The 21,009-nt window shown below is 60.1% G+C and carries 20 protein-coding genes; 10 read left to right on the forward strand and 10 right to left on the reverse strand.

Annotation, left to right across the window (positions count from 1 at the left end):
- Positions 1-162 precede the first annotated feature (162 nt).
- Positions 163-1,554: a multicopper oxidase family protein gene (locus tag HGP12_RS22780; protein ID WP_168842172.1), complete on the reverse strand. Its 1,392-nt coding sequence runs from the start codon at positions 1,552-1,554 to the stop codon at positions 163-165.
- Between the two features lie 264 nt (positions 1,555-1,818).
- Here HGP12_RS22780 and aspS point away from each other — a divergent pair, with 264 nt between their 5' ends.
- Positions 1,819-3,609, forward strand: coding sequence for an aspartate--tRNA ligase (gene aspS / locus HGP12_RS22785; protein ID WP_168842173.1), 1,791 nt, complete (start codon positions 1,819-1,821; stop codon positions 3,607-3,609).
- Positions 3,610-3,684: 75 nt separating this feature from the next.
- Here aspS and HGP12_RS22790 read toward each other — a convergent pair whose 3' ends face one another.
- Positions 3,685-4,854: a serine hydrolase domain-containing protein gene (locus HGP12_RS22790; protein WP_168842174.1), complete on the reverse strand. Its 1,170-nt coding sequence runs from the start codon at positions 4,852-4,854 to the stop codon at positions 3,685-3,687.
- A gap of 66 nt (positions 4,855-4,920) precedes the next feature.
- Between HGP12_RS22790 and HGP12_RS22795 the strand changes: the two genes are divergently transcribed.
- Positions 4,921-5,577, forward strand: coding sequence for a TetR/AcrR family transcriptional regulator (locus tag HGP12_RS22795; protein WP_312862924.1), 657 nt, complete (start codon positions 4,921-4,923; stop codon positions 5,575-5,577).
- 66 nt (positions 5,578-5,643) lie between these two features.
- On the opposite strand, the gene HGP12_RS22800 is transcribed toward HGP12_RS22795, so the two are convergent.
- Entirely contained in the window at positions 5,644-6,831 is a 1,188-nt protein-coding gene (locus tag HGP12_RS22800; protein ID WP_168842175.1) for a hypothetical protein, read from the reverse strand.
- A 231-nt stretch (positions 6,832-7,062) separates the two neighbouring features.
- Between HGP12_RS22800 and parC the strand changes: the two genes are divergently transcribed.
- On the forward strand, positions 7,063-9,321 hold the full coding sequence (parC, locus tag HGP12_RS22805) for a DNA topoisomerase IV subunit A (RefSeq protein ID WP_168842176.1): 2,259 nt from the start codon (positions 7,063-7,065) through the stop codon (positions 9,319-9,321).
- Between the two features lie 106 nt (positions 9,322-9,427).
- On the opposite strand, the gene HGP12_RS22810 is transcribed toward parC, so the two are convergent.
- The 6 genes from HGP12_RS22810 to hemB all read right to left on the reverse strand — a co-directional run bounded on the left by HGP12_RS22810 (position 9,428) and on the right by hemB (position 13,497).
- Positions 9,428-9,820: a type II toxin-antitoxin system death-on-curing family toxin gene (locus tag HGP12_RS22810; RefSeq protein ID WP_168842177.1), complete on the reverse strand. Its 393-nt coding sequence runs from the start codon at positions 9,818-9,820 to the stop codon at positions 9,428-9,430.
- Positions 9,817-10,038 carry an AbrB/MazE/SpoVT family DNA-binding domain-containing protein gene (locus HGP12_RS22815; protein WP_168842178.1) on the reverse strand — a complete coding sequence of 74 codons (222 nt, stop codon included), beginning with the start codon at positions 10,036-10,038 and terminating at the stop codon, positions 9,817-9,819. Before HGP12_RS22815 ends, HGP12_RS22810 begins: the two co-directional genes overlap by 4 nt.
- 51 nt (positions 10,039-10,089) lie before the next feature.
- A complete protein-coding gene (locus HGP12_RS22820; protein WP_168842179.1) occupies positions 10,090-10,986 on the reverse strand; it encodes a DMT family transporter in 897 nt (298 codons plus the stop codon).
- Positions 10,987-11,766, reverse strand: coding sequence for an arginyltransferase (locus HGP12_RS22825; RefSeq protein ID WP_168842180.1), 780 nt, complete (start codon positions 11,764-11,766; stop codon positions 10,987-10,989).
- A 182-nt stretch (positions 11,767-11,948) separates the two neighbouring features.
- Entirely contained in the window at positions 11,949-12,407 is a 459-nt protein-coding gene (locus HGP12_RS22830) for an RDD family protein (RefSeq protein ID WP_168842181.1), read from the reverse strand.
- A 76-nt stretch (positions 12,408-12,483) separates the two neighbouring features.
- Positions 12,484-13,497 (reverse strand): porphobilinogen synthase, encoded by a 1,014-nt coding sequence (gene hemB / locus HGP12_RS22835; protein WP_168842182.1) that lies wholly within the window; start codon positions 13,495-13,497, stop codon positions 12,484-12,486.
- A gap of 143 nt (positions 13,498-13,640) precedes the next feature.
- Between hemB and HGP12_RS22840 the strand changes: the two genes are divergently transcribed.
- The 7 genes from HGP12_RS22840 (at position 13,641) to HGP12_RS22870 (ending at position 20,246) form a co-directional block, all read left to right on the forward strand.
- On the forward strand, positions 13,641-14,081 hold the full coding sequence (locus HGP12_RS22840) for a DUF6163 family protein (protein WP_168842183.1): 441 nt from the start codon (positions 13,641-13,643) through the stop codon (positions 14,079-14,081).
- A gap of 130 nt (positions 14,082-14,211) precedes the next feature.
- A complete protein-coding gene (gene ldtR / locus HGP12_RS22845; RefSeq protein ID WP_168842203.1) occupies positions 14,212-14,727 on the forward strand; it encodes a transcriptional regulator LdtR in 516 nt (171 codons plus the stop codon).
- A 512-nt stretch (positions 14,728-15,239) separates the two neighbouring features.
- Positions 15,240-16,553 (forward strand): murein L,D-transpeptidase, encoded by a 1,314-nt coding sequence (locus HGP12_RS22850; RefSeq protein ID WP_168842184.1) that lies wholly within the window; start codon positions 15,240-15,242, stop codon positions 16,551-16,553.
- Between the two features lie 173 nt (positions 16,554-16,726).
- On the forward strand, positions 16,727-18,025 hold the full coding sequence (glyA, locus tag HGP12_RS22855) for a serine hydroxymethyltransferase (protein ID WP_168842185.1): 1,299 nt from the start codon (positions 16,727-16,729) through the stop codon (positions 18,023-18,025).
- 9 nt (positions 18,026-18,034) lie between these two features.
- Entirely contained in the window at positions 18,035-18,511 is a 477-nt protein-coding gene (gene nrdR / locus HGP12_RS22860) for a transcriptional regulator NrdR (protein ID WP_015339425.1), read from the forward strand.
- A 32-nt stretch (positions 18,512-18,543) separates the two neighbouring features.
- Positions 18,544-19,623 carry a bifunctional diaminohydroxyphosphoribosylaminopyrimidine deaminase/5-amino-6-(5-phosphoribosylamino)uracil reductase RibD gene (ribD, locus tag HGP12_RS22865; protein WP_205926586.1) on the forward strand — a complete coding sequence of 360 codons (1,080 nt, stop codon included), beginning with the start codon at positions 18,544-18,546 and terminating at the stop codon, positions 19,621-19,623.
- Positions 19,623-20,246 (forward strand): riboflavin synthase, encoded by a 624-nt coding sequence (locus tag HGP12_RS22870; RefSeq protein WP_168842186.1) that lies wholly within the window; start codon positions 19,623-19,625, stop codon positions 20,244-20,246. The genes ribD and HGP12_RS22870 overlap by 1 nt, the downstream gene beginning before the upstream one ends.
- 36 nt (positions 20,247-20,282) lie before the next feature.
- Here HGP12_RS22870 and HGP12_RS22875 read toward each other — a convergent pair whose 3' ends face one another.
- Positions 20,283-20,765 (reverse strand): GNAT family N-acetyltransferase, encoded by a 483-nt coding sequence (locus HGP12_RS22875; protein WP_168842187.1) that lies wholly within the window; start codon positions 20,763-20,765, stop codon positions 20,283-20,285.
- Positions 20,766-21,009: the final 244 nt, after the last annotated feature.

Below are 21,009 nucleotides of genomic sequence, written 5' to 3' on the forward strand. Positions count from 1 at the left end.
TTCATCGGTAAAATAGTTGTTTAACTTCCTTCTCCTTTCAGCCGGATATGTCAATACTTTCGCGAGCAAAGCCTTTGCCGCATTTCGCTTTTGGCTGAAATTAATGGAAGCGAATGGCGCTTCGGTCGCAACCGGATAGGTGTCAGCGCCGTTTGTTGCTGCTTATGCCACACGCACGTAGCTGGTCATGCCCGTCTTCTGATGCTCGATGATGTGGCAATGCAGCAGCCAGTCGCCGGGATTGTCGGCGACGAAAGCGAGCTGAACCTTTTCATCCGGCTGGATCAGATAGGTGTCCGACACGAATGGCTGTACCTGCCGCGTCGAGGAGGACAGAACCGTGAAGCTCATCCCGTGCAGATGGATCGGATGGCTGTGCGGGGTGACGTTTTCCATGTCGATGACATAGCTCTTGCCGAGCTTGAGTTCGGCAAGCGGCGCAGTCGGATCGGGAGTGTCGCCGGGCCACGGCACCTTGTTAATGGCCCAGAAGCTGTAGCCGAGCGAACCGCAGATGCTGTTGTCGGCTGTATTTTCCGCCGTGGCGCTGAGAATGAGCGGGATATGTATTGCCACGCCAAGATCGGCCTTCTGCACGGGATTGTCTTCCAGCGACGCCAGATCGCGGACATCGCGCTTCAGCGAGCTGCCGACCGCGCGCAGCATTGCCAGCACCTTCGGATCGGTGCCCTTGATATCTTCGAGCTTAACGATTGCGCCTTCTCTGTCGGGCATGCGCACGGCTAGCTCCAGCCGCTGTCCCGGTCCGAGCTGCAGCAGATCGAGCGGAAAACGCTGCGGCACCGGATTGCCGTCGATCGCGATCACGGTCGCCTCTGCGCCGTCCATGCGGAAGGAATAGATGCGCGTGACGTCGGTGATCGCGATGCGCAGGCGCACCAGGCCGCCGGAAGGGGCGTCATATTGCGGCTGCTGCTGCCAGTTCGCGGTCCGGACCGTCCCGTAGGTGCCGGATTTGGCCGCATCGCGAGGCCGGAACTGCGCGATGAACTGTCCGTCTCCGCCCAGACGCCAATCGCGCAGATTGAGTACCACTTCCGAATCGAACGCCGGATCCTTGGGATTTTCGACGACGATGACGCCGGTCATGCCATGGCCCATCTGCTCCAGCGTGTTGCAATGCGGATGATACCAGAAGGTGCCGGCATCGGGCGGAGTGAAGGCGTAGTCGAAGTGATCGCCGGTATAGACATAGGGCTGGGTAAGGAACGGCACGCCGTCCATGGCATTCGGAAGGCGAATGCCGTGCCAGTGGATGGTCGTCGGATCGTCTATGCCGTTGATGAGCCGGGTCGCGAAGGCCTCGCCCTTTCTCATGCGCACGACCGGCGGCGTGCCGTTGTCGCCATAGGTGAGCACATTCCTGGTCGCGCCGCCATTCGTCAGATTAGCCTCGATCTTGGCCGTCTTCAACGTGAGCGGCTCGGCCGCCGCCGCCTTGCCCGCAAATTTCCCGGCAATGCCGAGACCAACGCCATAGGCTCCGGCAACGGCTGAAGCTTTCAGGAGATTGCGGCGGGTGAGGATCGGCATGTCATGCTCCGGGGCGAAGATCTATGGATGCCTGTTTAAAGTTGACCTCGATGTTCAGCAATAGCATCGGGGTAGCCAAACTGCCGCAGAGGCTACTTGCGGATGCCGATATGCGTGGCGGATGAAGCAGCTTTAAGCCGACTTCCGGAGTTCGAGCCTTGACAAATCGGGCGCACCATGCGCTTTTCCGCCCGATTTTCTCGTCGGCGGGCGAGGGGTCTGCGTGTCCTTGCGCCGCCGCCCGCCAAGTCCAGGATATATATTATGCATCGTTATCGCAGCCACACATGCGCCGCCCTGCGCAAGTCCGACGTCGGTTCGACCGTCCGCATTTCCGGCTGGGTTCATCGCGTCCGAGATCATGGCGGCGTGCTGTTCATCGACCTGCGCGATCACTATGGCATCACACAGGTCGTTGCCGACCCGGATTCTCCGGCCTTCAAGCTTGCCGAGACCGTTCGCGGCGAATGGGTCGTCCGCATTGACGGTCTGGTGAAGGCTCGTACGGAAGACACCGTCAACAAGAACATGCCGACCGGCGAGATCGAGCTTTATGCTCAGGAGATCGAAGTGCTGTCGGCCGCCAAGGAACTGCCGCTGCCGGTTTTCGGCGAGCCGGACTATCCGGAAGACGTTCGTCTCAAGTATCGCTTCCTCGACCTTCGCCGCGAAACGCTGCATCGGAACATCGTCAAGCGCACGCAGGTTATCTCCTCCATGCGCCGTCATATGGGCGAAGTGGGCTTCACCGAATACACCACGCCGATCCTGACAGCTTCGTCGCCGGAAGGCGCACGCGACTTCCTGGTACCTAGCCGCATTCATCCCGGCACGTTTTACGCACTGCCGCAGGCGCCGCAGCAATATAAGCAGCTCCTGATGGTTGCGGGCTTCGACCGTTACTTCCAGATCGCGCCGTGCTTCCGCGACGAAGACCCGCGTGCCGACCGTCTGCCGGGCGAATTCTACCAGCTCGACCTCGAAATGAGCTTCGTGACGCAGGAAGACGTGTGGGACACGATGGCCCCTCTGATGACCCAGGTGTTCGAAGAGTTCGCCGACGGCAAGCCGGTCACCAAGGAATGGCCGCGCATTCCCTATGACGAGGCGATCCGCAAATACGGCTCCGACAAGCCCGACCTGCGCAACCCGATCGTCATGGAAGCGGTAACCGACCATTTCGCCGGCTCCGGCTTCAAGGTCTTCGCCAACATGATCGCCTCGAACCCGAAGGTTCAGGTCTGGGCGATTCCGGCCAAGACCGGCGGCTCCAGAGCTTTCTGCGACCGCATGAACGCCTGGGCGCAGAGCCAGGGTCAGCCGGGCCTCGGCTACATCTTCTGGCGCAAGGAGGGCGAGACGCTCGAAGGCGCCGGCCCGCTTGCCAAGAACATCGGCGAGGAGCGCACGGATGCGATCCGCACCCAGCTCGGTCTCGATGACGGCGATGCCTGCTTCTTCGTCGCCGGCGATCCCGCCAAATTCTACAAGTTTGCCGGCGAAGCCCGCACCAGGGCCGGCGAGGAGCTGAACCTGGTCGACCGCGATCGCTTCGAGCTTTGCTGGATCGTCGACTTCCCGTTCTTCGAATGGAGCGAGGAAGAAAAGAAGGTCGATTTTGCGCACAACCCGTTCTCGATGCCGCAAGGTGGCCTCGAGGCGCTGCAGAACCAGGATCCGCTCACAATCAAGGCTTTCCAATACGACGCCGTCTGCAACGGCTTCGAGATTGCTTCGGGCTCGATCCGTAACCAGTCGCCGGAAACCATGGTCGCCGCTTTCGAAAAGGTCGGCCTCAGCCAGGCGGATGTCGAGGAGCGTTTCGGCGGTCTCTACCGCGCCTTCCAGTATGGCGCGCCTCCGCATGGTGGTGCTGCCTTCGGTATCGACCGTATCGTCATGCTGCTGGTCGGTGCCAAGAACCTGCGCGAGATTTCGCTGTTCCCGATGAACCAGCAGGCACAGGATCTGTTGATGGGCGCTCCCTCGGCCGCAACGCCGACGCAGCTGCGCGAACTGGCCATCCGTCCGGTACCGCCGGTCAAGAAGGACTGAGCTCCTTCAAGTTTGATGAAATACAAAACCCGGCGACCGAAATCGCCGGGTTTTTGTTTGGCATGTTAATATCAGCTAGATTGCTGCATAGATCGCATCGCGAAGATCGATGGTGAACTGGCCCCACATGCCCTCGAGCGTGGTGTTGGTAAGCGCCACGACCGTCAGCTTTTCCGCAGGGTCGACAAACCAGCTGTGGCCGTAGACGCCGCCCCATTTGATCGTGCCGGCGGAGAAGGGGGCCTGTGCCGCGACAGGATCGGTAACGACGGACCAGCCGTAGCCGAAGCCGAAACCGGCTTGCAGCGGCTGCATATGGCCGCCGGCTTGATCGGTCATCATCGTCCTCACCGTATCGGCCGACAGCAGCGGTGCGCCGCCTTTCCGTATCGCTTCCAGAATGGCAAGGATGTCATCCGCGGTTCCAGCCATGCCCGCGCCGCCGGAGTGGTAGGAGCCGGGATCGAATATCCTGTCCGGCGCAAAGCGGATCGTGCTATCGAGGATCGGCACGAGCGCCTCCTCCTCCATCCGTTGCGGCTCCGACGCGCCATTTACATAGGCGGCAGCTAGGCGACTGCGGTCGCGGACGGAGAAGGCGGTGTCGGAGAGACCGAGCGGCTTCGTGACAAGCTCCGCAACCGCATCGCCGAGAACGCCGCCGGTTTCCTTCTCGATGACGCCGCCGAGCACGTCCATTGCGAGCGAATATTCCCAGCCTTCGCCGGGTGCGAAACGCAGGGAAGCGCTCCCAAGACGGCGCAGGTTTTCCGCAAGCGGCAGGCCGGGTTGGTCGAGCCCGTCCGACACGCCGGCGCGGATGTAGGGGTCATTTTCGTTACTCGAGAATGCGTAGCCCAAGCCGGATGTATGGGACAGCAGATGCCGGATGCGGATCACCGCCTCGCCACCGTCAGGCAACCTTGGCCTGAAATCCGGAAGCCATTTGGTGATCGGATCGTCAAGCCCGATGCGGCCCTGTTCGATGAGCCGCATGGCGGTGATGGTAACGATCGGCTTGGTGACGGAGGCAAGACGGAAGATGGCGTCCTCCTGCATAGCCACCCTGTTTTCACGATCCGCCAGACCGGCGGCGCGGCGATAGACCGGTTCGCCGTCCCGGGCGATCAGGACCACAGTTCCGACCAGTCTTTTATCCGCCAAGGCGGTATCAATGGCCGCATCGATGCCTTTGGTCAGAATACCGTGGCCCGATCGGGCGGAATTTTCCAGGGCAAGACTCATGGTGCAAAACCTTCTATAATCACAATGACCGTTCCTGAATAACCCAGATCGGAGAATAATTCTAGAGTGACCATTGTGAAAAATAGCGGAGTGACCGAAAATTCCCCGCCCCGCAAGCGTGGGCGCCCGCCTGCCTTTGATCGCGAGACGGTTCTTGCTTCAGCGCGGGACACGTTTTGGAAACATGGCTACGATGGCTCATCCATCGCCGATTTGACGGCTGCGATGGGGATCACGCCACAGAGCCTCTATGCTGCTTTCGGTTCGAAGGCGGAGCTTTATCGGGAGACGCTCGAACAGTACCGCCGCATGCCGCGGCCGGAACCCGGCAATCCATTTCAGGAGAAGGTGGATACGGTGGCCGCTTTCGAGCGCTTCCTGACGAACTCCGCCAAGATTTTCACTGCCCCGGAACATCCGAAAGGCTGCATGATATCGACGGCGGTGCTGAACTGCGCCGAGGAGAACGAACCGATCGCCCACCATGTCGCATCGATGCGCTTGCAGACGCTCGATATCTTCACCGCCCGGATCGAGCGCGGTATTGCGGAAGGTGACATGCGACCGGACGCCGACGCTCGTTCGCTTGCCCGTTTTCTGGGCGCAATCGTGCAGGGCATGTCCGTCCAGGCGCGCGACGGTGCGACCACGGATGAATTGCTTGCCTTGTTGTCGCATGCTCTCAGCGAACTGCGGAAATATCAGCTCCGGCAAGAAACCTAACTCGCCGCAAAGGAAAACCCGGCGACCGAGATCGCCGGGTTTCCGAATAGTGCCGGGAGCGGCGGCTTAGTCGTTCGAGGAAACCTTGAGGCCGATGACCTGCGGGATCGAGTTCGGAGCGCCCATGGCGGCGCCGATGATCATCGGCACCGGTACCGGCTTGCCCGGAGCGGCGGTGACGGTCAGGCTCTTCGGATTGTCGAGATAGGCGCTGACAGCTGTGGACACGGCGTTCTGCAGTTCCGGAATGTTGAGCTGCGCCATCATGATCGGCGTCATCGCCTTCAGCGTATCTGCCAGCTGCTTGCCCGTGACGCCCTGCTGCTTGCCGGCGAAATCGAGCGCGCGCGCGGTAATCGAGGCGTCGTCGAAGCGGATCGCAGCGCTGTTGAAGGTCAGCTGCTGGAGGAGGCCTAGCATGGCGAGGCCAGCCGACTGTTGCGCTTCCTGCTGGTTCGGATTGGAGCGAACCGTCTTGAGCGCTTCCTGCATCGACTTCGCGAAAGCGGGCGTGTAGCCGGAAATGCTGAAGGCGAGGTTCAGCTTGCCGATATCCTTGAAGTCGAAGGAATATTCGGTGATGTCGATCGTGCCCGGACCGATCTCCCAGCTGCCCTTCATCGCGATGGTGCCATCGATCTGCTGCAGCTTGAGCGCTTCGATCGCTTCCTTGGACTTCTGGTCGTCGACCTTGCTGAGATCGGCTTTGACACCGTTGATCTTTGCGTCGAAGTCGAGGCCCGACTTGTCGTCGCGCTTGTTCATTGTCGCGTCGGCGCCCTCGATCGAGAACACTTCGGTGCCGTCCTTGGTGACGGAGACCTCTCCTGCATGGGCACTCTTGTAGTAGAGAAGCGAGGCGAGGTCGCCCTTGGTTGCGTCAGCCGGAATTTCGACGCCGCTCAGCTTGAGGTCGCTGGCGGAAACAGCCGCGCCATCTTTTTTGAAATCGACATCCGCGAAGTCGATTTCCTCGATCGTGTAACCGCCGTTGTTTTCTTCGACGCCGTCCATGGTGATGTCGCCGAGCGGGATGCTGTCTTCCATGCCGGCCGCCTTGAAGCTTGCGCCCTTCAGCGTCACGGTGCTACCGTCGACATCGATACCTCCAGCAGCAATCGAAGCGCCCTGCTGGCCGTAGATGTCGTTGATCTTCTTCAGCAGGTCGTTGCCATCAAGGGCGAAGGCCGAGCTGGCGAAGGACAGGATGGCTGCGCTGCAGAGCATCAGCCGCGTGGTCCGATAGAAAGTCATTATGGCGTTTCCTCGTTGAGCCGGTGGTATCGGCGGGGGTGTACAGATTGCGCGTGTACTGCGCCGACTTATATTGGTCTTTCTCCGAAAATCCAATGACAATGAGTGTAGGGCGCGAGTGCAGCAAAAATGTATCTGCAACCATCTCGCCGGACGCCTGAAACGCCTTCATCCACAGGTGCTTTTCGCTGATTTCTTGCCGGGAATCGCCATCTCCGATAGTCAAGGACCATGGGACAAAATCTTACACCGCCGTCCGGTGACGGCGACGACAACATCGTTCCGGTCGACCTGAAGGCCGCGCTCGAAGAGCGCTATCTGGCCTATGCTTTGTCGACCATTACGCAACGCGCGCTTCCCGACGTCCGCGACGGGTTGAAGCCGGTGCATCGCCGCATCGTTTATGCGATGAGCGAGATGGGGCTGCGTCCCAATGCCGCCTTCCGCAAATGCGCCAAGATCGTCGGCGAGGTGATGGGTAACTATCACCCGCATGGCGACCAGTCGATCTATGACGCGCTGGCGCGTCTCGCGCAGGATTTCTCTCAGCGTTACACGCTGGTCAACGGCCAAGGCAATTTCGGCAATATCGACGGCGATAGCCCGGCCGCGATGCGTTATACCGAATCCAAGATGACGGCGGTTTCCGAACTGCTGCTCGAAGGCATCGATCAGGATGCGGTCGATTTTCGCGATACCTACGACGAATCGAATTCCGAACCGATCGTCCTGCCGGGCGCGTTCCCCAATCTGCTCGCCAACGGCTCCTCCGGCATTGCCGTCGGCATGGCGACCTCCATCCCGTCACACAATGCCCATGAGCTTTGCGACGCCGCGCTGCATCTGATCAAGGATCGCGATGCCACCGTCGAGAAGCTGGTGGAACTCTATATTCCCGGTCCCGACTTTCCGACCGGCGGCATTATCATCGACGATCGCCGGAGCATCATTGAAAGCTACAAGACCGGTCGCGGCGGCTTCCGCGTTCGTTCCAAATGGGAGATCGAGGATCTCGGTCGCGGCGGCTACCAGATCGTCGTCACGGAGATTCCGTTCCAGGTGCAGAAGTCGCGGTTGATCGAAAAGATCGCGGAGTTGCTGCTGTCGCGCAAATTGCCGCTGCTTGAGGATATCCGCGATGAATCCGCCGAGGATATCCGCGTTGTCCTGATCCCGAAGAGCCGCACCGTCGATGCGACGATCCTGATGGAATCGATGTTCAAGCTCACCGAGCTGGAGAGCCGCTTCCCGCTCAACATGAATGTCCTGTCCATGGGCCGCATTCCCAAGGTCATGGCCCTGAACGAAGTGCTGAAGGAGTGGCTGGATCATCGCCGCGAAGTCCTGCTGCGCCGTTCGCGCTTCCGGCTGGCGGCAATCGAGAAGCGCCTCGAAATCCTTGGCGGTTTGCTGGTTGCCTATCTCAACATCGATGAGGTCATCGCCATCATCCGCGAGGAGGATGAGCCGAAGCCCGTGATGATGGAGCGGTTCGGCCTCACGGACAATCAGGTCGAGGCGATCCTCAATATGCGGCTGCGCTCCTTGCGCAAGCTGGAAGAGTTCGAGATCCGCAAGGAATTCGAAGGCCTGACCAAGGAAAAGTCCGACATCGAGGCATTGCTCGCCTCGGAAGAAAAGCAGTGGCAGACGGTTTCCTGGGAAATCGGCGAGGTGAAGAAGAAGTTCGCCAAGGCCACCGAAATCGGGCGCCGCCGCACGCAGTTTGCCGAAGCGCCCGAAGCCGACGATGCCGCCATTCAGCAGGCGATGATCGAGAAGGAGCCGATCACGGTCGTCGTCTCTGAAAAGGGATGGATCCGCGCGCTGAAGGGCCACATCTCCGATACCGCGGCGCTCACCTTCAAGGAAGGCGATGGACCGAAGGTTGCCTTCCCCGCGCAGACGACCGACAAGATCCTCATCATCACGACGGGCGGCAAGGCCTATACGCTCGGTGGCGATAAGCTGCCCGGCGGCCGCGGCCATGGCGAGCCGCTGCGCATCATGATCGACATGGAGAATGATCAGGATGTGCTGACCGCCTTCGTCCACGATCCGCAGCGCAAGCAGCTAATCGCATCGACGGTGGGCAACGGTTTCATCGTGCCCGAGGCGGAGCTGGTCGCCAACACCCGCAAGGGCAAGCAGATCATGAACGTCTCCCATCCCGACGAGACCAAGCTTCTCGTGCCGGTTTCCGGCGATCATGTCGCCGTGGTCGGCGAGAACCGCAAGATGGTCATCTTCCCGCTTTCGCAGGTGCCTGAAATGTCGCGCGGTAAGGGTGTGCGCCTGCAGCGCTACAAGGATGGCGGCATTGCCGACATCCGGTGCTTCGTCATCGCTGATGGCCTGACCTGGGAAGACAGCGCCGGCCGCACCTTTACCAAGACCAAGGACGAGTTGGTGGAATGGTTGGCCGAACGCGCCGGTGTCGGCAGAGCCGTGCCGAAGGGCTTTCCCAGAAGCGGCAGGTTTTCAGGGTGAAGCTTGGTTGAGCCGAGCTGAAGGCAATCGACCCGGCGGGTCGATTGCGGCGTCGAACGCTCTGAGCCTTAGCCAAGGGCCGGGTGATGCGGCGAATGGAGCGTCGTCACCCGGCAAGCGGAACGCAGAAATCTTTCAAGAATTGCATTGCGCCTATTTCATCGATTTCTCCGGCCGCAACGCCCTGCACAAAGGCGACAATGGTCCCATCGTCAGCTTCGATAAGGTAGCCATTGATGTAGAGGAACGTGAACGCCGCCAGATAGCTGGCCCGATTGTTTCCATCCGAAAATGGGTGATTCCGAACGATCCCATAGAGGTAAGCGGCAGCTAAGGCGAATAAATCGTTCGCGCCGTATGCAGCCTCGTTTAACGGGCGCGTCATAGCTGCCTCTAAGGCGTTCTCGTCCTTTAAACCCGGCAATCCACCATGTTCGGCGACCTGTTCCGCATGCATGATCTCGACGGCTTCACGGGATAGCCATTTATATTCATTCATTTTGCGAGTTCGCGCAGAGCAGCGCGATATTTCTGCATGCCAAGTCTTGCAGCCTGCAACTGCTCGGTCAGATCAGCGCGCTCGGGAACCAGTTCGATGTTGCCGTTCGCTTCACGTATTTCCAATGCATCGCCGTTTTTCAGGCCGAGCCTTTGGAGAACTTCCTTCGGGATAATCACGCCTTCGGAATTGCCGATCTTGCGGATAGTGACGTTCATATCTGAACTCCCCATGTAATAACTTGGTTATAACATGGGAAAATCATGGCTTCAATGCGCGAGGCCTTGCGCTGTCAGCGCTGCTCTCGCCTTGACCCGCGCCTGCCAGAGCGAATGGGCGGCGAGCGCCAGGATCAGTATCGCGCCGCCGGCCAGCGTCATGTTGGTGGGTGCCTCGAAGAAGATCAGCCAGACCCAGATCGGCGCCAGGATCGTTTCCAAGAGATAGAACATTGCCACTTCCGGTGCCGAGAGAAAGCGTGTGCCTGTCGCAAGGCACCAGAAGGAGAGGGGCATCAGCACGCCGCCATCGAGGAGGATCCAGCCCGGATGTTCGATGGAAAAGCCTAAGGGCGCCATGTGATAGAGACCGACTGCGGCCGGGATGACGGCGGCCAGCAAGGAAGCGAAACCCATATCACGCCCCGAGGCGCGGCTGATGGTGATGGCGCAGGCAATGGAAAACGATGCAAGCACGGAAAGCGCGTCGCCCAGCAGATGGCCACCTTCCATGCCGTCGCCAACGATGAGGCCGACGCCGATGATCATGACGGCCATGGTGATGAAGGTCGAAAGGGCAGGGCGCTCCTTGAGGAAGATCCAGGAAAGAAGCGCGGTGAACATCGGGTTCAGCGCGATGATGAACACCACATTCGCCGCCGTCGTGTAATAGACGGCAAGGAGAAAGGCGATGGTCGTCAGCCCGTAGAAGAAGCCGACGGGAAGCCCGAGCCAGCCCGGCAGCACGCTTCGCAGCGAACCCGTAACACGGCGGATAACGAAAAGTGCCGCGAGCGCCACGACGATGGTTGCAAGGCTGCGCGCCGACAGCACCGACCAGACTTCACCGCTGGAAAGCCGGATCAGCGGTATGTCCATCGACAGGGCCAGGCCGCCGAGCGTCGTCAGCAGCAGGCCCTTTTGATGATCCGAAAGACGGGAGAACATTCAGCGGAAGGTATCTTTATCGCCGTCGGCGGCGGGGTCGAAACGCTCCCAGCCGCGCGGCGTGAGATGTTCCTGCGGCTGAAAGCGCGTCTTATAGTCCATCTTGCGCGAGCCTTTGACCCAATAGCCGAGATAGACATGCGGCAAGCCGAGCGCCTTCGTCCGCTTGATATGATCTAGGATCATGAAGGTGCCGAGCGATCGCTCGTCGAGATCGGGATTGAAATAGGAATAGACCATCGACAGCCCGTCGCTCATGACGTCGGTCAAAGCCGCCGCCAGCAACTCACCTTTCGGGCGTTGTTCCAGCCCCGCCCCTTCCTCACGGCGGCGATACTCGATAATGCGGGTATTCACATGCGTGTCCTCGACCATGATCGCATAGTCGAGCACGGTCATGTCGGACATGCCGCCGTGCTGATGGCGATAGTCGAGATAGCGGCGGAAGAGCGAATATTGCTCGCTGGAAGGCTGCGCGGGAAATTCGGTGGCGATGACGTCGCTATTGGCGGCCAGAATGCGCCGCATCGAGCGGCTGGGCTCGAATTCCTGGGCGAGAATGCGGACCGATACGCAGGCCCTGCAGGATTCACAGGCAGGGCGGTAGGCGATGTTTTGCGAGCGCCGGAAGCCGCCCTGAGTCAGGATATCGTTCATCTCCGCCGCACGGGGGCCGACGAGATGCGTAAAGACTTTGCGCTCCATCTCGTGCGGCAGGTACGGGCAGGCAGCCGGTGCCGTCAGATAAAACTGCGGAGAAGGCGTTGACTGCGTGTTCATCTGCCGTTGATTGCCCTTTCTTTCGGCACCCGTTTTTTACAAGCATGGCTCAAGTTTAGAAAACGTCAACTACGTCCTTCGCTAAAGATCGAAGTTTCCTAATTCATGATGCACTCGGATGCCGCCTCGCGGCTCGTTTGTACCGCGAGGGATCGTATATTTGATATCGCAACGTGCGTGTTTTAGGCGGTACGGGCGATGACCGTGCCGAGCAGCAGGTCGTGCACCAGCCGGCTGCGGTCGGTAAACAGGCCTACCAGCAGGATCAGCGGCGTCAACACCGAGTTCAGGACCCAGAACAGCGCCAGGTGGACGATCGCCGTCAGGAAATCCATCCGGCGCCCGTCGACGCGGACCATGGTGAGGCCCATGGCCCGCATGCCGAGCGAAGCCTGGTATGGGCCGCCGAGCGTCCAGCCGAAATACAATCCGGCTACGATGACGAAGAGCGCGGGATAGAGGATGAAGCCAAGCCCCAGCGTCAGGATCGAAACGAAAAACAGTACGACGGCCGCCGGAATGCAGAGCAGCGCGACGATGATGTAATCGACGATGAATGCGAAGATGCGCCGGCTCAGCACGCCACTATAGGCGCGCCAGTCATCCGGTGCTGCATAGAGCGGGCTGGGGTTCAGGCTCATTGCTTTCCTCCTTGGGAAACATTTGCCGAACATATGGTATCAGGTCCGGCAAATACAATAAGTGAATGGTGCGGAGCTATTTTCTTGCCAGATGCTTTGCAACATCCATGGCGAAATAGGTGAGGATGCCGTCGCAGCCGGCGCGCTTGAAGGCGAGCAGGGTTTCGAGCATCACTCTGTCGCCGTCGATCCAGCCATTGGCGGCGGCTGCCTTGATCATCGCGTATTCGCCGGAGACCTGATAGGCGAAGGTCGGAAGGCCGAAAGCCTCCTTCAGCCGCCAACAAATGTCGAGATAGGGCAGGCCCGGCTTGACCATCAGCATATCGGCGCCTTCCTCGACGTCGAGGGCAGCATCGCGCACGGCTTCGGTGCCGTTGGCCGGGTCGATGTAATAGGTCTTCTTGTCGCCCTTCAGCAGGCCGCCGGTCGAAATCGCCTCGCGATAGGGGCCGTAGAAGGCCGAGCTGAATTTCGTCGCATAGCTCATGATGCCGACATTCTGGTGGCCGGCGGCATCGAGCGCCTGGCGGATTGCGCCGATGCGCCCGTCCATCATTTCCGACGGTGCGATGATGTCGGCACCCGCATCCGCCTGGTAGACGGCGGCCAGCGCCACCTGCTCGACCGTCTCGTCGTTGACGATCTCGTTGCCGCGCAGGATGCCGTCATGGCCGTGGCTGGTGAAGGGGTCGAGGGCGACATCGGTGATGACGCCGATATTCGGAACGGCCTTCTTGATCGCCGCGCTGGCGAGATTGATGAGATTGTTCTTCTCGAGGCTGTTGGAGCCGGTCTCGTCGCGCAAGCCCATTTCGATGTTCGGGAAGGTGGCGAGTGCGGGAATGCCGAGATCGGCCGCTTCCTTGGCCGCTTCCACGGCCTTGTCCACCGTCATGCGATTGACGCCGGGCATTGCGGGGATCGGCTCAAGGATGCCGGTGCCGGGGATAAGGAAGATCGGCCAGATCAGATCGTCGACCGTCAGCCGGTTTTCCTGCACGAGGCGGCGGGTCCAATCGGCCTTGCGGTTACGTCGCATGCGGCGATGCCCGGTGATCTCGTCAACGAGATGCGTCTTGTTCTCCATGATGCCGCCATCCTTCTTCGTCTATTTATGGCATTATATATAGGCCGCGTACCTATCACGCTGTCCCCAGGATTCAAAACCAGGCGAAAGGCCGCAGCCATTATATTCTGGCGAGGCCGATGCCTCCTACGTATTGTTCGCGCATGGAACCTGATTCTTCGACCGTACCCAAGAATACGCTGACGGACATCCTGTTCGTGCTGTTCCTGCGGCTGATCGCGATCGCCTGTTTCTGGCTCGGCCTGCAATATTGGGCGATGCTGGTCGGCTATTCGCTGGAAGGTCATGCCCGCTTCGATCTGCTGGCTCTGCCATGGAAGGTCGCAGGCGCCGGTCTCGCCGTCGTCTTCCCCGTTGCCGCGCTCGGATTGTGGCTCACCGTTTCCTGGGGGCCGGTCATGTGGGTGCTGGCGGCAGGCGGGCAGGGATTGATGTATGGCGCCTGGCCGGAGATATTCGGCTCCAATCCGCTGATCATGATCTTGCATGCCTGCGTCGCAGTGATCTACTGCCTTTTCCGCGTCCTGCTGTGGCAGGAAAAACGCCGGCGCCGGCGGCAGCAGGTAATGGTTGATTTACCCTGAGACACCAAGACTTCGCGGTAAGGTGCTGTTAAGCCTGCAGTTTAAGTAGAATTTTATGTGTATTCGATAGGGTCTCACTCAAGGCGGGAAGAAAACGACACCGCCAAACAAACAGTGAGGCCAAGTCATGATGAACACGAAAATCAAGCCGCAGGCAGTTGCAAACGCTCAGGGTCAGCAGGTTGACGACATCCGGGCTCTCTACATGGAATCCCTTCACCTGGTCGAGCGTCTGCACCGCCGCCTGCTTGATGTTATCAAGGACGAGTTCGACCGTCAGGGTCGCGACGACGTCAACGCCGTCCAGGCGCTTCTCCTCTTCAACATCGGCAATTCCGAACTGACGGCCGGCGAGCTGCGCTCCCGCGGTTTCTACCTCGGCTCCAACGTTTCCTACAACGTCAAGAAGCTGGTCGACCTCGGCTTCATCAACCATCAGCGCTCGCGCATCGACCGCCGCTCGGTGCGCATCAGCCTGACGGAACCGGGCCAGGACATCGCCGAAACCGTCGCCAAGCTCTATGAGCGCCATATCGGCTCGATCGACAAGGTCGGCGGCATCGGCACCGACGAATTCACCCAGATGAACAAGCTCCTGCAGCGCCTCGACCGCTTCTGGAACGACAGCATCGCTTACCGCATGTAAGTAACGGTGGCGGATCGACTATAAGACCTTCCAGTAAAAGCAAGCTGGACACGTTCCCTGCGTGTCCGGCTTGAATGCGTTGCCAAGGCAGCCGTTGTGCGCTTTTTGTCACGTCCGCGCTTCACCTTCCGTCACATGTAACGTCCTGGGCGGCTAAGCCATTGACGCCGGATCAAGACACGTTATGAACCACGCGCAGCTGTGGTATTTTAGCAAAAGCAGTTTGGCTTTTCTTCCGTCCTCGCGTGGCAAGGCAAGTTTCATGCCGGGAGACACGAATTGGCCATATTGCTATGACAGCGGAAATCGACTGCAAGCAGCGTTCTCGAAATACGATCTTCCGACCTGAAGGTCTTGGCTTCGCGATATTGTGATAGTTCGTGGCGAAGTTTTTGGTGGTGCTTTAAGGGAACGGATCGATACTGAGCTGCGTTGCTTGGCGCGAACCGCGCTATTTACTGCTTCCTCTCTAGGCTGCGCATAATTGGATCGCAGCGCTAAACGGTTGGGATATGTCGAAGAAAAACGGAATTGAACCCTTTTCGCGCCGCTCTTTCCTGCGGTCGGCCGTAACTTTTGGCGCTGCCGCATTGGCCGCGCCGGCCCTCGCGCAAAACGCGACGCCGCTGGAGGCGCTGATCAACGACCGGTCCCGCGGCAATTGGGACGACCAATTCGACGCCAAGGCCGCGGCGCGTACGGCAGCTGCCGTGCAGTCGAACACGCCAATTCTCGGACCTGATTCCGTACCGAATATCCAACAGGCAATTGCCCAGTATCAGAGCATCGTTGCAAATGGCGGCTGGCCGCAGGTTAATCCGACCAGCCAGCAGCCGCTGCAGATCGGCGTTACCGATCCCGCCGTGCAATCTTTGCGCCAGCATCTGATGGTTTCAGGCGACCTGCCGCGCGAGGCGGGCATGTCTTCGTCTTTCGATTCCTACGTAGACGGGGCCGTAAAGCGTTTCCAGGCCCGTCATGGGCTGCCGCCGGATGGCGTTATCGGCGATTTCACGCAGAAGGCGATGAACATCCCGGCCAATGTCCGCCTGCAGCAGCTCAACACCAACCTCGTCCGTCTGCAGACGTTCCCGTCCGATCTCGGCCGTCGTCATGTCATGGTGAATATCCCGGCGACCCGTGTCGAAGCCGTAGAGGACGGTCAGGTCGCTTTGCGCCACGAGGCGATCGTCGGCCGGGAAACGCGACCGACGCACATCATCAATTCGAAGATCTACGAGGTCATCCTCAACCCCTACTGGACGGCGCCGCGCTCCATCGTCATCAAGGACATCGTGCCGCTCATGCGGAAGGATCCGACCTATTTGAAGAGAAGCAATATCCGCCTGCTGGACGGCAAGGGTCAGGAAGTTTCGCCTGAGACCATCGACTGGAATTCGGACAAGGCGCCGGATCTGATGTTCCGACAGGACCCCGGCAAGACGAACGCCATGGCGTCCACGAAGATCAACTTCCATAACCCCAATAACGAATATATGCACGACACGCCCGAGCAGGGCCTGTTCAACAAGCTGATGCGTTTCGACAGCTCGGGCTGCGTGCGCGTTCAAAACGTGCGCGACCTTGCGACCTGGCTGCTGGCCGAAACCCCAGGCTGGCCGCGTCAGCACATCGAGCAGGTCATCTCCACGCGCGTCAACACGCCGATCACCTTGGCGACGGAAGTGCCGGTCTATTTCGTCTATATCTCCGCCTGGAGCGCCCGCGACGGCATCGTCCAGTTCCGCGACGATATCTATAATCTCGACGGCAATTCCCAATTGGCGCTTGACACCACCCAGGGCATGGAGCAACCGGTTCAGTAATCGGCATTCCAATCAATTCTTGTCGAAGCCGCGTCCCTGGATGCGGCTTTTTCATTGGCTGGCGGCGCTCTGCGTAGAATGCCCAGCAAATGTCGCTCGTCGTATTGCTCTCCGGCGACCCGGACGCTAATACCGTCTGCATTGCCGTTCCGGCCCGTTCAGGAGCTTTCACGATGACCAATGCGTCCACCGAACCCTTCTTCAATCGCTCGCTTGCCGATACCGATCCGGAAATCTTTGGTGCGATCGGCAAGGAACTGGGTCGTCAGCGGCACGAAATCGAGCTGATCGCCTCGGAAAACATCGTCTCGCGCGCCGTCTTGGAAGCGCAGGGCTCGATCATGACGAACAAGTACGCCGAAGGCTATCCGGGCAAGCGCTATTATGGCGGCTGCCAGTTCGTCGACATCGCCGAGGAACTCGCCATCGAGCGCGCCAAGAAGCTGTTCGGCGTCAATTTCGCCAACGTCCAGCCGAACTCCGGTTCGCAGATGAATCAGGCCGTCTTCCTTGCGCTCTTGCAGCCGGGCGATACCTTCATGGGCCTCGATCTCAATTCGGGCGGCCACCTGACGCATGGTTCGCCGGTCAACATGTCCGGCAAGTGGTTCAACGTCGTATCCTACGGCGTGCGCGAAGGCGACAACCTGCTCGACATGGATGAAGTGCAGCGCAAGGCCGAAGAAACCAAGCCGAAGCTGATCATCGCCGGCGGCACCGCTTACTCCCGCATCTGGGACTGGAAGCGCTTCCGCGAGATCGCCGACAGCGTCGGTGCTTATCTGATGGTCGACATGGCCCACATCGCCGGCCTCGTTGCCGGTGGCCAGCATCCGTCGCCGTTCCCGCATTGCCATGTCGCCACCACCACCACGCACAAGTCGCTGCGCGGCCCGCGTGGCGGCATGATCCTCACCAATGACGAGGATCTGGCCAAGAAGTTCAATTCGGCCGTCTTCCCCGGCCTCCAGGGCGGTCCGCTGATGCACGTTATCGCCGCCAAAGCCGTTGCCCTCGGTGAAGCTCTGCAGCCCGATTTCAAGGATTATGCCGCACAGATCGTCAAGAACGCCAAGGCTTTGGCCGAAACGCTGATATCAGGCGGTGTCGACGTCGTTTCCGGCGGCACGGACAACCACCTGATGCTGGTCGACCTGCGCAAGAAGAATGCCACCGGCAAGCGCGCGGAAGCAGCCCTCGGCCGCGCCTACGTCACCTGCAACAAGAACGGCATTCCGTTCGACCCCGAGAAGCCCTTCGTCACGTCAGGTGTCCGCCTCGGCACGCCGGCCGGCACGACGCGCGGTTTCAAGGAAGCCGAATTCCGTGAAATCGGCAATCTGATCATCGAAGTGCTCGATGGCCTGAAGGTCGCCAATTCCGACGAAGGCAATGCCGCCGTCGAGGCCGCCGTGCGCGAGAAAGTGGTCAAGCTCACCGACCGCTTCCCGATGTACGGCTACATGGGCTAAGGAGAGCGCATGCGCTGCCCTTACTGCGGCTCAGAAGATACCCAGGTCAAGGACTCGCGCCCGGCGGAGGACAACACGTCCATCCGCCGTCGGCGCATTTGTCCAGATTGTGGCGGCCGCTTCACCACCTTCGAGCGCGTGCAGCTGCGCGAGCTCATGGTCATCAAGAAGACGGGGCGCAAGGTGCCGTTCGATCGCGACAAGCTGGTGCGTTCCTTCGAGATCGCGCTGCGAAAGCGCCCGGTCGACCGGGACCGGATCGAGCGCGCCGTTTCCGGGATCGTGCGTCGCCTCGAAAGCTCCGGTGAGACGGAGATCAGTTCCGAGCAGATCGGGCTCCAGGTGCTGGAGGCGCTGAAGAGCCTCGATGACGTCGCCTTCGTGCGTTATGCCTCCGTCTATCGCGATTTTTCGCATGCCGAAGATTTCGAGCACGTGATCGACGAAATCAATGCGAAGATCGCCCGCGATCCGCTGGACCCTTGACCGTGGTGCCGCGGTCCGAAGACGATCGTTTCATGGCTGCGGCCATCCGTCTGTCGCGCCAGCATCTGGGACTGACTTCCACAAATCCGTCCGTCGGCTGCCTCGTCGTCAAGGATGGCGTCATTCTTGGCAGCGGCGTGACCGCGCTGGGCGGACGCCCGCATGCCGAGCCGCAGGCGCTGGCTGCAGCGGGCGAGGCGGCGCGAGGTGCCACCGCCTATGTAACGCTGGAACCCTGTTCTCACTACGGCAAGACTCCGCCCTGTGCCGAGGCGTTGATAGCCTATGGCGTGGCGCGTGTCGTCATCAGCATCACCGATCCCGATCAGCGCGTTTCCGGGCGCGGTATCAATATGCTGCGCGAGGCCGGCATCGAGGTCGATGCCGGCATTCTGGAGACGGAGGGCAGGCGGGCCTTGGCGGGTTATCTCATGCGCCAGACGAGAAACCGGCCCTATGTGACTCTCAAGCTTGCGATTTCCGCCGATGGCATGATCGGCAAAACGGGCGAGGGACAGGTTCGCATCACCGGCGACATCTCGCGGGCGCAGGTGCAGATGCTGCGCGCCGAAAGCGATGCCATTCTCGTCGGCATCGGCACGGCGATATCAGACGATCCTGAATTGACCTGCCGGCTGCCCGGCCTGGAAGACCGCTCGCCCTTGCGCATCGTCATCGATGCAGACCTTCAGCTGCCGCTTGGCAGCAAGCTGGTGCAGACGGCGCGAAAGCATCCGGTCATCGCGGTTGCCGGCCATCAGCCTCCTTTCGACGAGAATACCGATAGCTCCCTCCTGGGGCGCCGCGCCGCCCTCGATGCCGCCGGCGTCGAAGTGTTGCAGTCGAATTTGGACGAACTGGGAGAGTTGCTGGAAGCCCTGGGCACGCGGGGTATTTCTTCCCTGCTGGTGGAAGGCGGTGCCAAGACGGCACGGCGATTCCTCGATGCGGACCTGGTCGATCGCATCCTGTTGTTCCAGGGGCCAGCGGATATCGGCGCGGGCGGTATTGAATCGCCGGTCCTCAAATCCAATATCCCAGCCAGTTTCATGCATATCGGCGAAAGCCGCTTCGGCGATGATCGCTGCGACGAATTTGAAAGAGGTTTTTGATGTTTACCGGAATTGTCACCGACGTCGGCACGGTCGAATCCATTTCCCCATTGAAGGAAGGCATCAAGCTGCGCGTTGCCACCAATTACGATCCGGCAACGATCGACATGGGCGCCTCGATTTCGCATGCCGGCGTCTGCTTGACGGTCACCGGCCTGCCGGAAGAGGGCAGCAATGGACGCTGGTTCGAGGTCGAGGCTTGGGAAGAAGCCCTGCGCCTGACGACCATCGGCACCTGGGAAACCGGAGCCAAGATCAATCTGGAACGTTCCCTCAAGATCGGTGACGAGCTCGGCGGCCACATCGTGTCCGGCCATATCGACGGCAAAGCGGAAATCCTGTCCGTGACAGCCGAGGGCGATGCGACCCGCTTCCGCCTGCGCGCGCCGGAACATCTCGCAAGATTCGTGGCGCCGAAGGGTTCGGTCGCGCTCGATGGCACCTCGCTGACGGTCAACGCCGTCGATGGGACTGAATTCGACGTGCTTCTGATCCGCCATTCCCTAGAGGTCACGACCTGGGGTGAGCGCAAGGCCGGCGACTTCGTCAATTTCGAAGTCGACACGATGGCGCGCTACGCCGCGCGGCTGGCGGAATTCCCGGTCGTTCGGGAAGAAGCCTGAGTTTTACAGGAAGGCGCGGGTCGGCGCCTCGGTAGCCTACGCAAGCGTTTTTTCCATCAGGAAGTTCGACAAGATCTGGCCGTGCTTTTCCACCTGTTGCGCGGTCACGACGACAAAACCCTTGTGCTCGAAGAAGGGGCGGGCGGTCAGGCTCGCTTCGGTGAAAATCCGCTGAACGCCTTGTTCGCGCGCAGCCCTTTCGACGGTCGCAAGCAACAGGCTGGCGACGCCCTTTCCCCGATAGTCGGGCGAAACGAACATCATATCGAGGCAGCCATCCGATTTCAGATCGGTAAAGCCAATGGGCAGTGAACCATCCATCGCAAGCCAGGTCGGCCGGCTTGCGCGATGCTGCGCCCAGACTTCGGCGTCTTCGACCTTTGCCCAGGCAGCGATCTGTGCGGGGCTGTAGTCTGCCGATGCAACCTCGCGAATGGCCCTTAGGAAAATGTCGATCGTGGCTTGAGCGTCACCCGGTTCGTAAGGTTTGACCAAAAACTTATCCCGCGGAACCGGCATAATAGTCCTCTCGGCAGCGCCTACAGAAATTCCAGGAAAAGTGCGGTTTTCCGTCCGGAATTGCGTAAAAATAAAAGGATAGAGCGTTGTCACGATTTGGAGAAAAGCCGAAAGGCTCTAGGAGGTGTGGACTCTTGGGTTTCCAAGGCTGAGCGAATCAGATTCAAGACTGTCTTTTGGAGGCAGTCATGGGTGTTTTGGATCGTCTGATCCTTCGGGACGAACAGTGGGCGCGGATAGCGCA

This window comes from Rhizobium sp. P28RR-XV, assembly GCF_012641385.1.
Classification (GTDB): domain Bacteria; phylum Pseudomonadota; class Alphaproteobacteria; order Rhizobiales; family Rhizobiaceae; genus Rhizobium.

Excerpts from the sequence above, each read along its gene's own strand:
- HGP12_RS22780 (WP_168842172.1), bottom strand. The coding sequence starts at position 1,554 with ATGCCGATCCTCACCCGCCGCAATCTCCTGAAAGCTTCAGCCGTTGCC.
- aspS (WP_168842173.1), top strand. The coding sequence starts at position 1,819 with ATGCATCGTTATCGCAGCCACACATGCGCCGCCCTGCGCAAGTCCGAC.
- HGP12_RS22790 (WP_168842174.1), bottom strand. The coding sequence starts at position 4,854 with ATGAGTCTTGCCCTGGAAAATTCCGCCCGATCGGGCCACGGTATTCTG.
- HGP12_RS22800 (WP_168842175.1), bottom strand. The coding sequence starts at position 6,831 with ATGACTTTCTATCGGACCACGCGGCTGATGCTCTGCAGCGCAGCCATC.
- parC (WP_168842176.1), top strand. The coding sequence starts at position 7,063 with ATGGGACAAAATCTTACACCGCCGTCCGGTGACGGCGACGACAACATC.
- HGP12_RS22810 (WP_168842177.1), bottom strand. The coding sequence starts at position 9,820 with ATGAATGAATATAAATGGCTATCCCGTGAAGCCGTCGAGATCATGCAT.
- HGP12_RS22815 (WP_168842178.1), bottom strand. The coding sequence starts at position 10,038 with ATGAACGTCACTATCCGCAAGATCGGCAATTCCGAAGGCGTGATTATC.
- HGP12_RS22820 (WP_168842179.1), bottom strand. The coding sequence starts at position 10,986 with ATGTTCTCCCGTCTTTCGGATCATCAAAAGGGCCTGCTGCTGACGACG.
- HGP12_RS22825 (WP_168842180.1), bottom strand. The coding sequence starts at position 11,766 with ATGAACACGCAGTCAACGCCTTCTCCGCAGTTTTATCTGACGGCACCG.
- HGP12_RS22830 (WP_168842181.1), bottom strand. The coding sequence starts at position 12,407 with ATGAGCCTGAACCCCAGCCCGCTCTATGCAGCACCGGATGACTGGCGC.
- hemB (WP_168842182.1), bottom strand. The coding sequence starts at position 13,497 with ATGGAGAACAAGACGCATCTCGTTGACGAGATCACCGGGCATCGCCGC.
- HGP12_RS22840 (WP_168842183.1), top strand. The coding sequence starts at position 13,641 with ATGGAACCTGATTCTTCGACCGTACCCAAGAATACGCTGACGGACATC.
- ldtR (WP_168842203.1), top strand. The coding sequence starts at position 14,212 with ATGAACACGAAAATCAAGCCGCAGGCAGTTGCAAACGCTCAGGGTCAG.
- HGP12_RS22850 (WP_168842184.1), top strand. The coding sequence starts at position 15,240 with ATGTCGAAGAAAAACGGAATTGAACCCTTTTCGCGCCGCTCTTTCCTG.
- glyA (WP_168842185.1), top strand. The coding sequence starts at position 16,727 with ATGACCAATGCGTCCACCGAACCCTTCTTCAATCGCTCGCTTGCCGAT.
- nrdR (WP_015339425.1), top strand. The coding sequence starts at position 18,035 with ATGCGCTGCCCTTACTGCGGCTCAGAAGATACCCAGGTCAAGGACTCG.
- ribD (WP_205926586.1), top strand. The coding sequence starts at position 18,544 with ATGGCTGCGGCCATCCGTCTGTCGCGCCAGCATCTGGGACTGACTTCC.
- HGP12_RS22870 (WP_168842186.1), top strand. The coding sequence starts at position 19,623 with ATGTTTACCGGAATTGTCACCGACGTCGGCACGGTCGAATCCATTTCC.
- HGP12_RS22875 (WP_168842187.1), bottom strand. The coding sequence starts at position 20,765 with ATGCCGGTTCCGCGGGATAAGTTTTTGGTCAAACCTTACGAACCGGGT.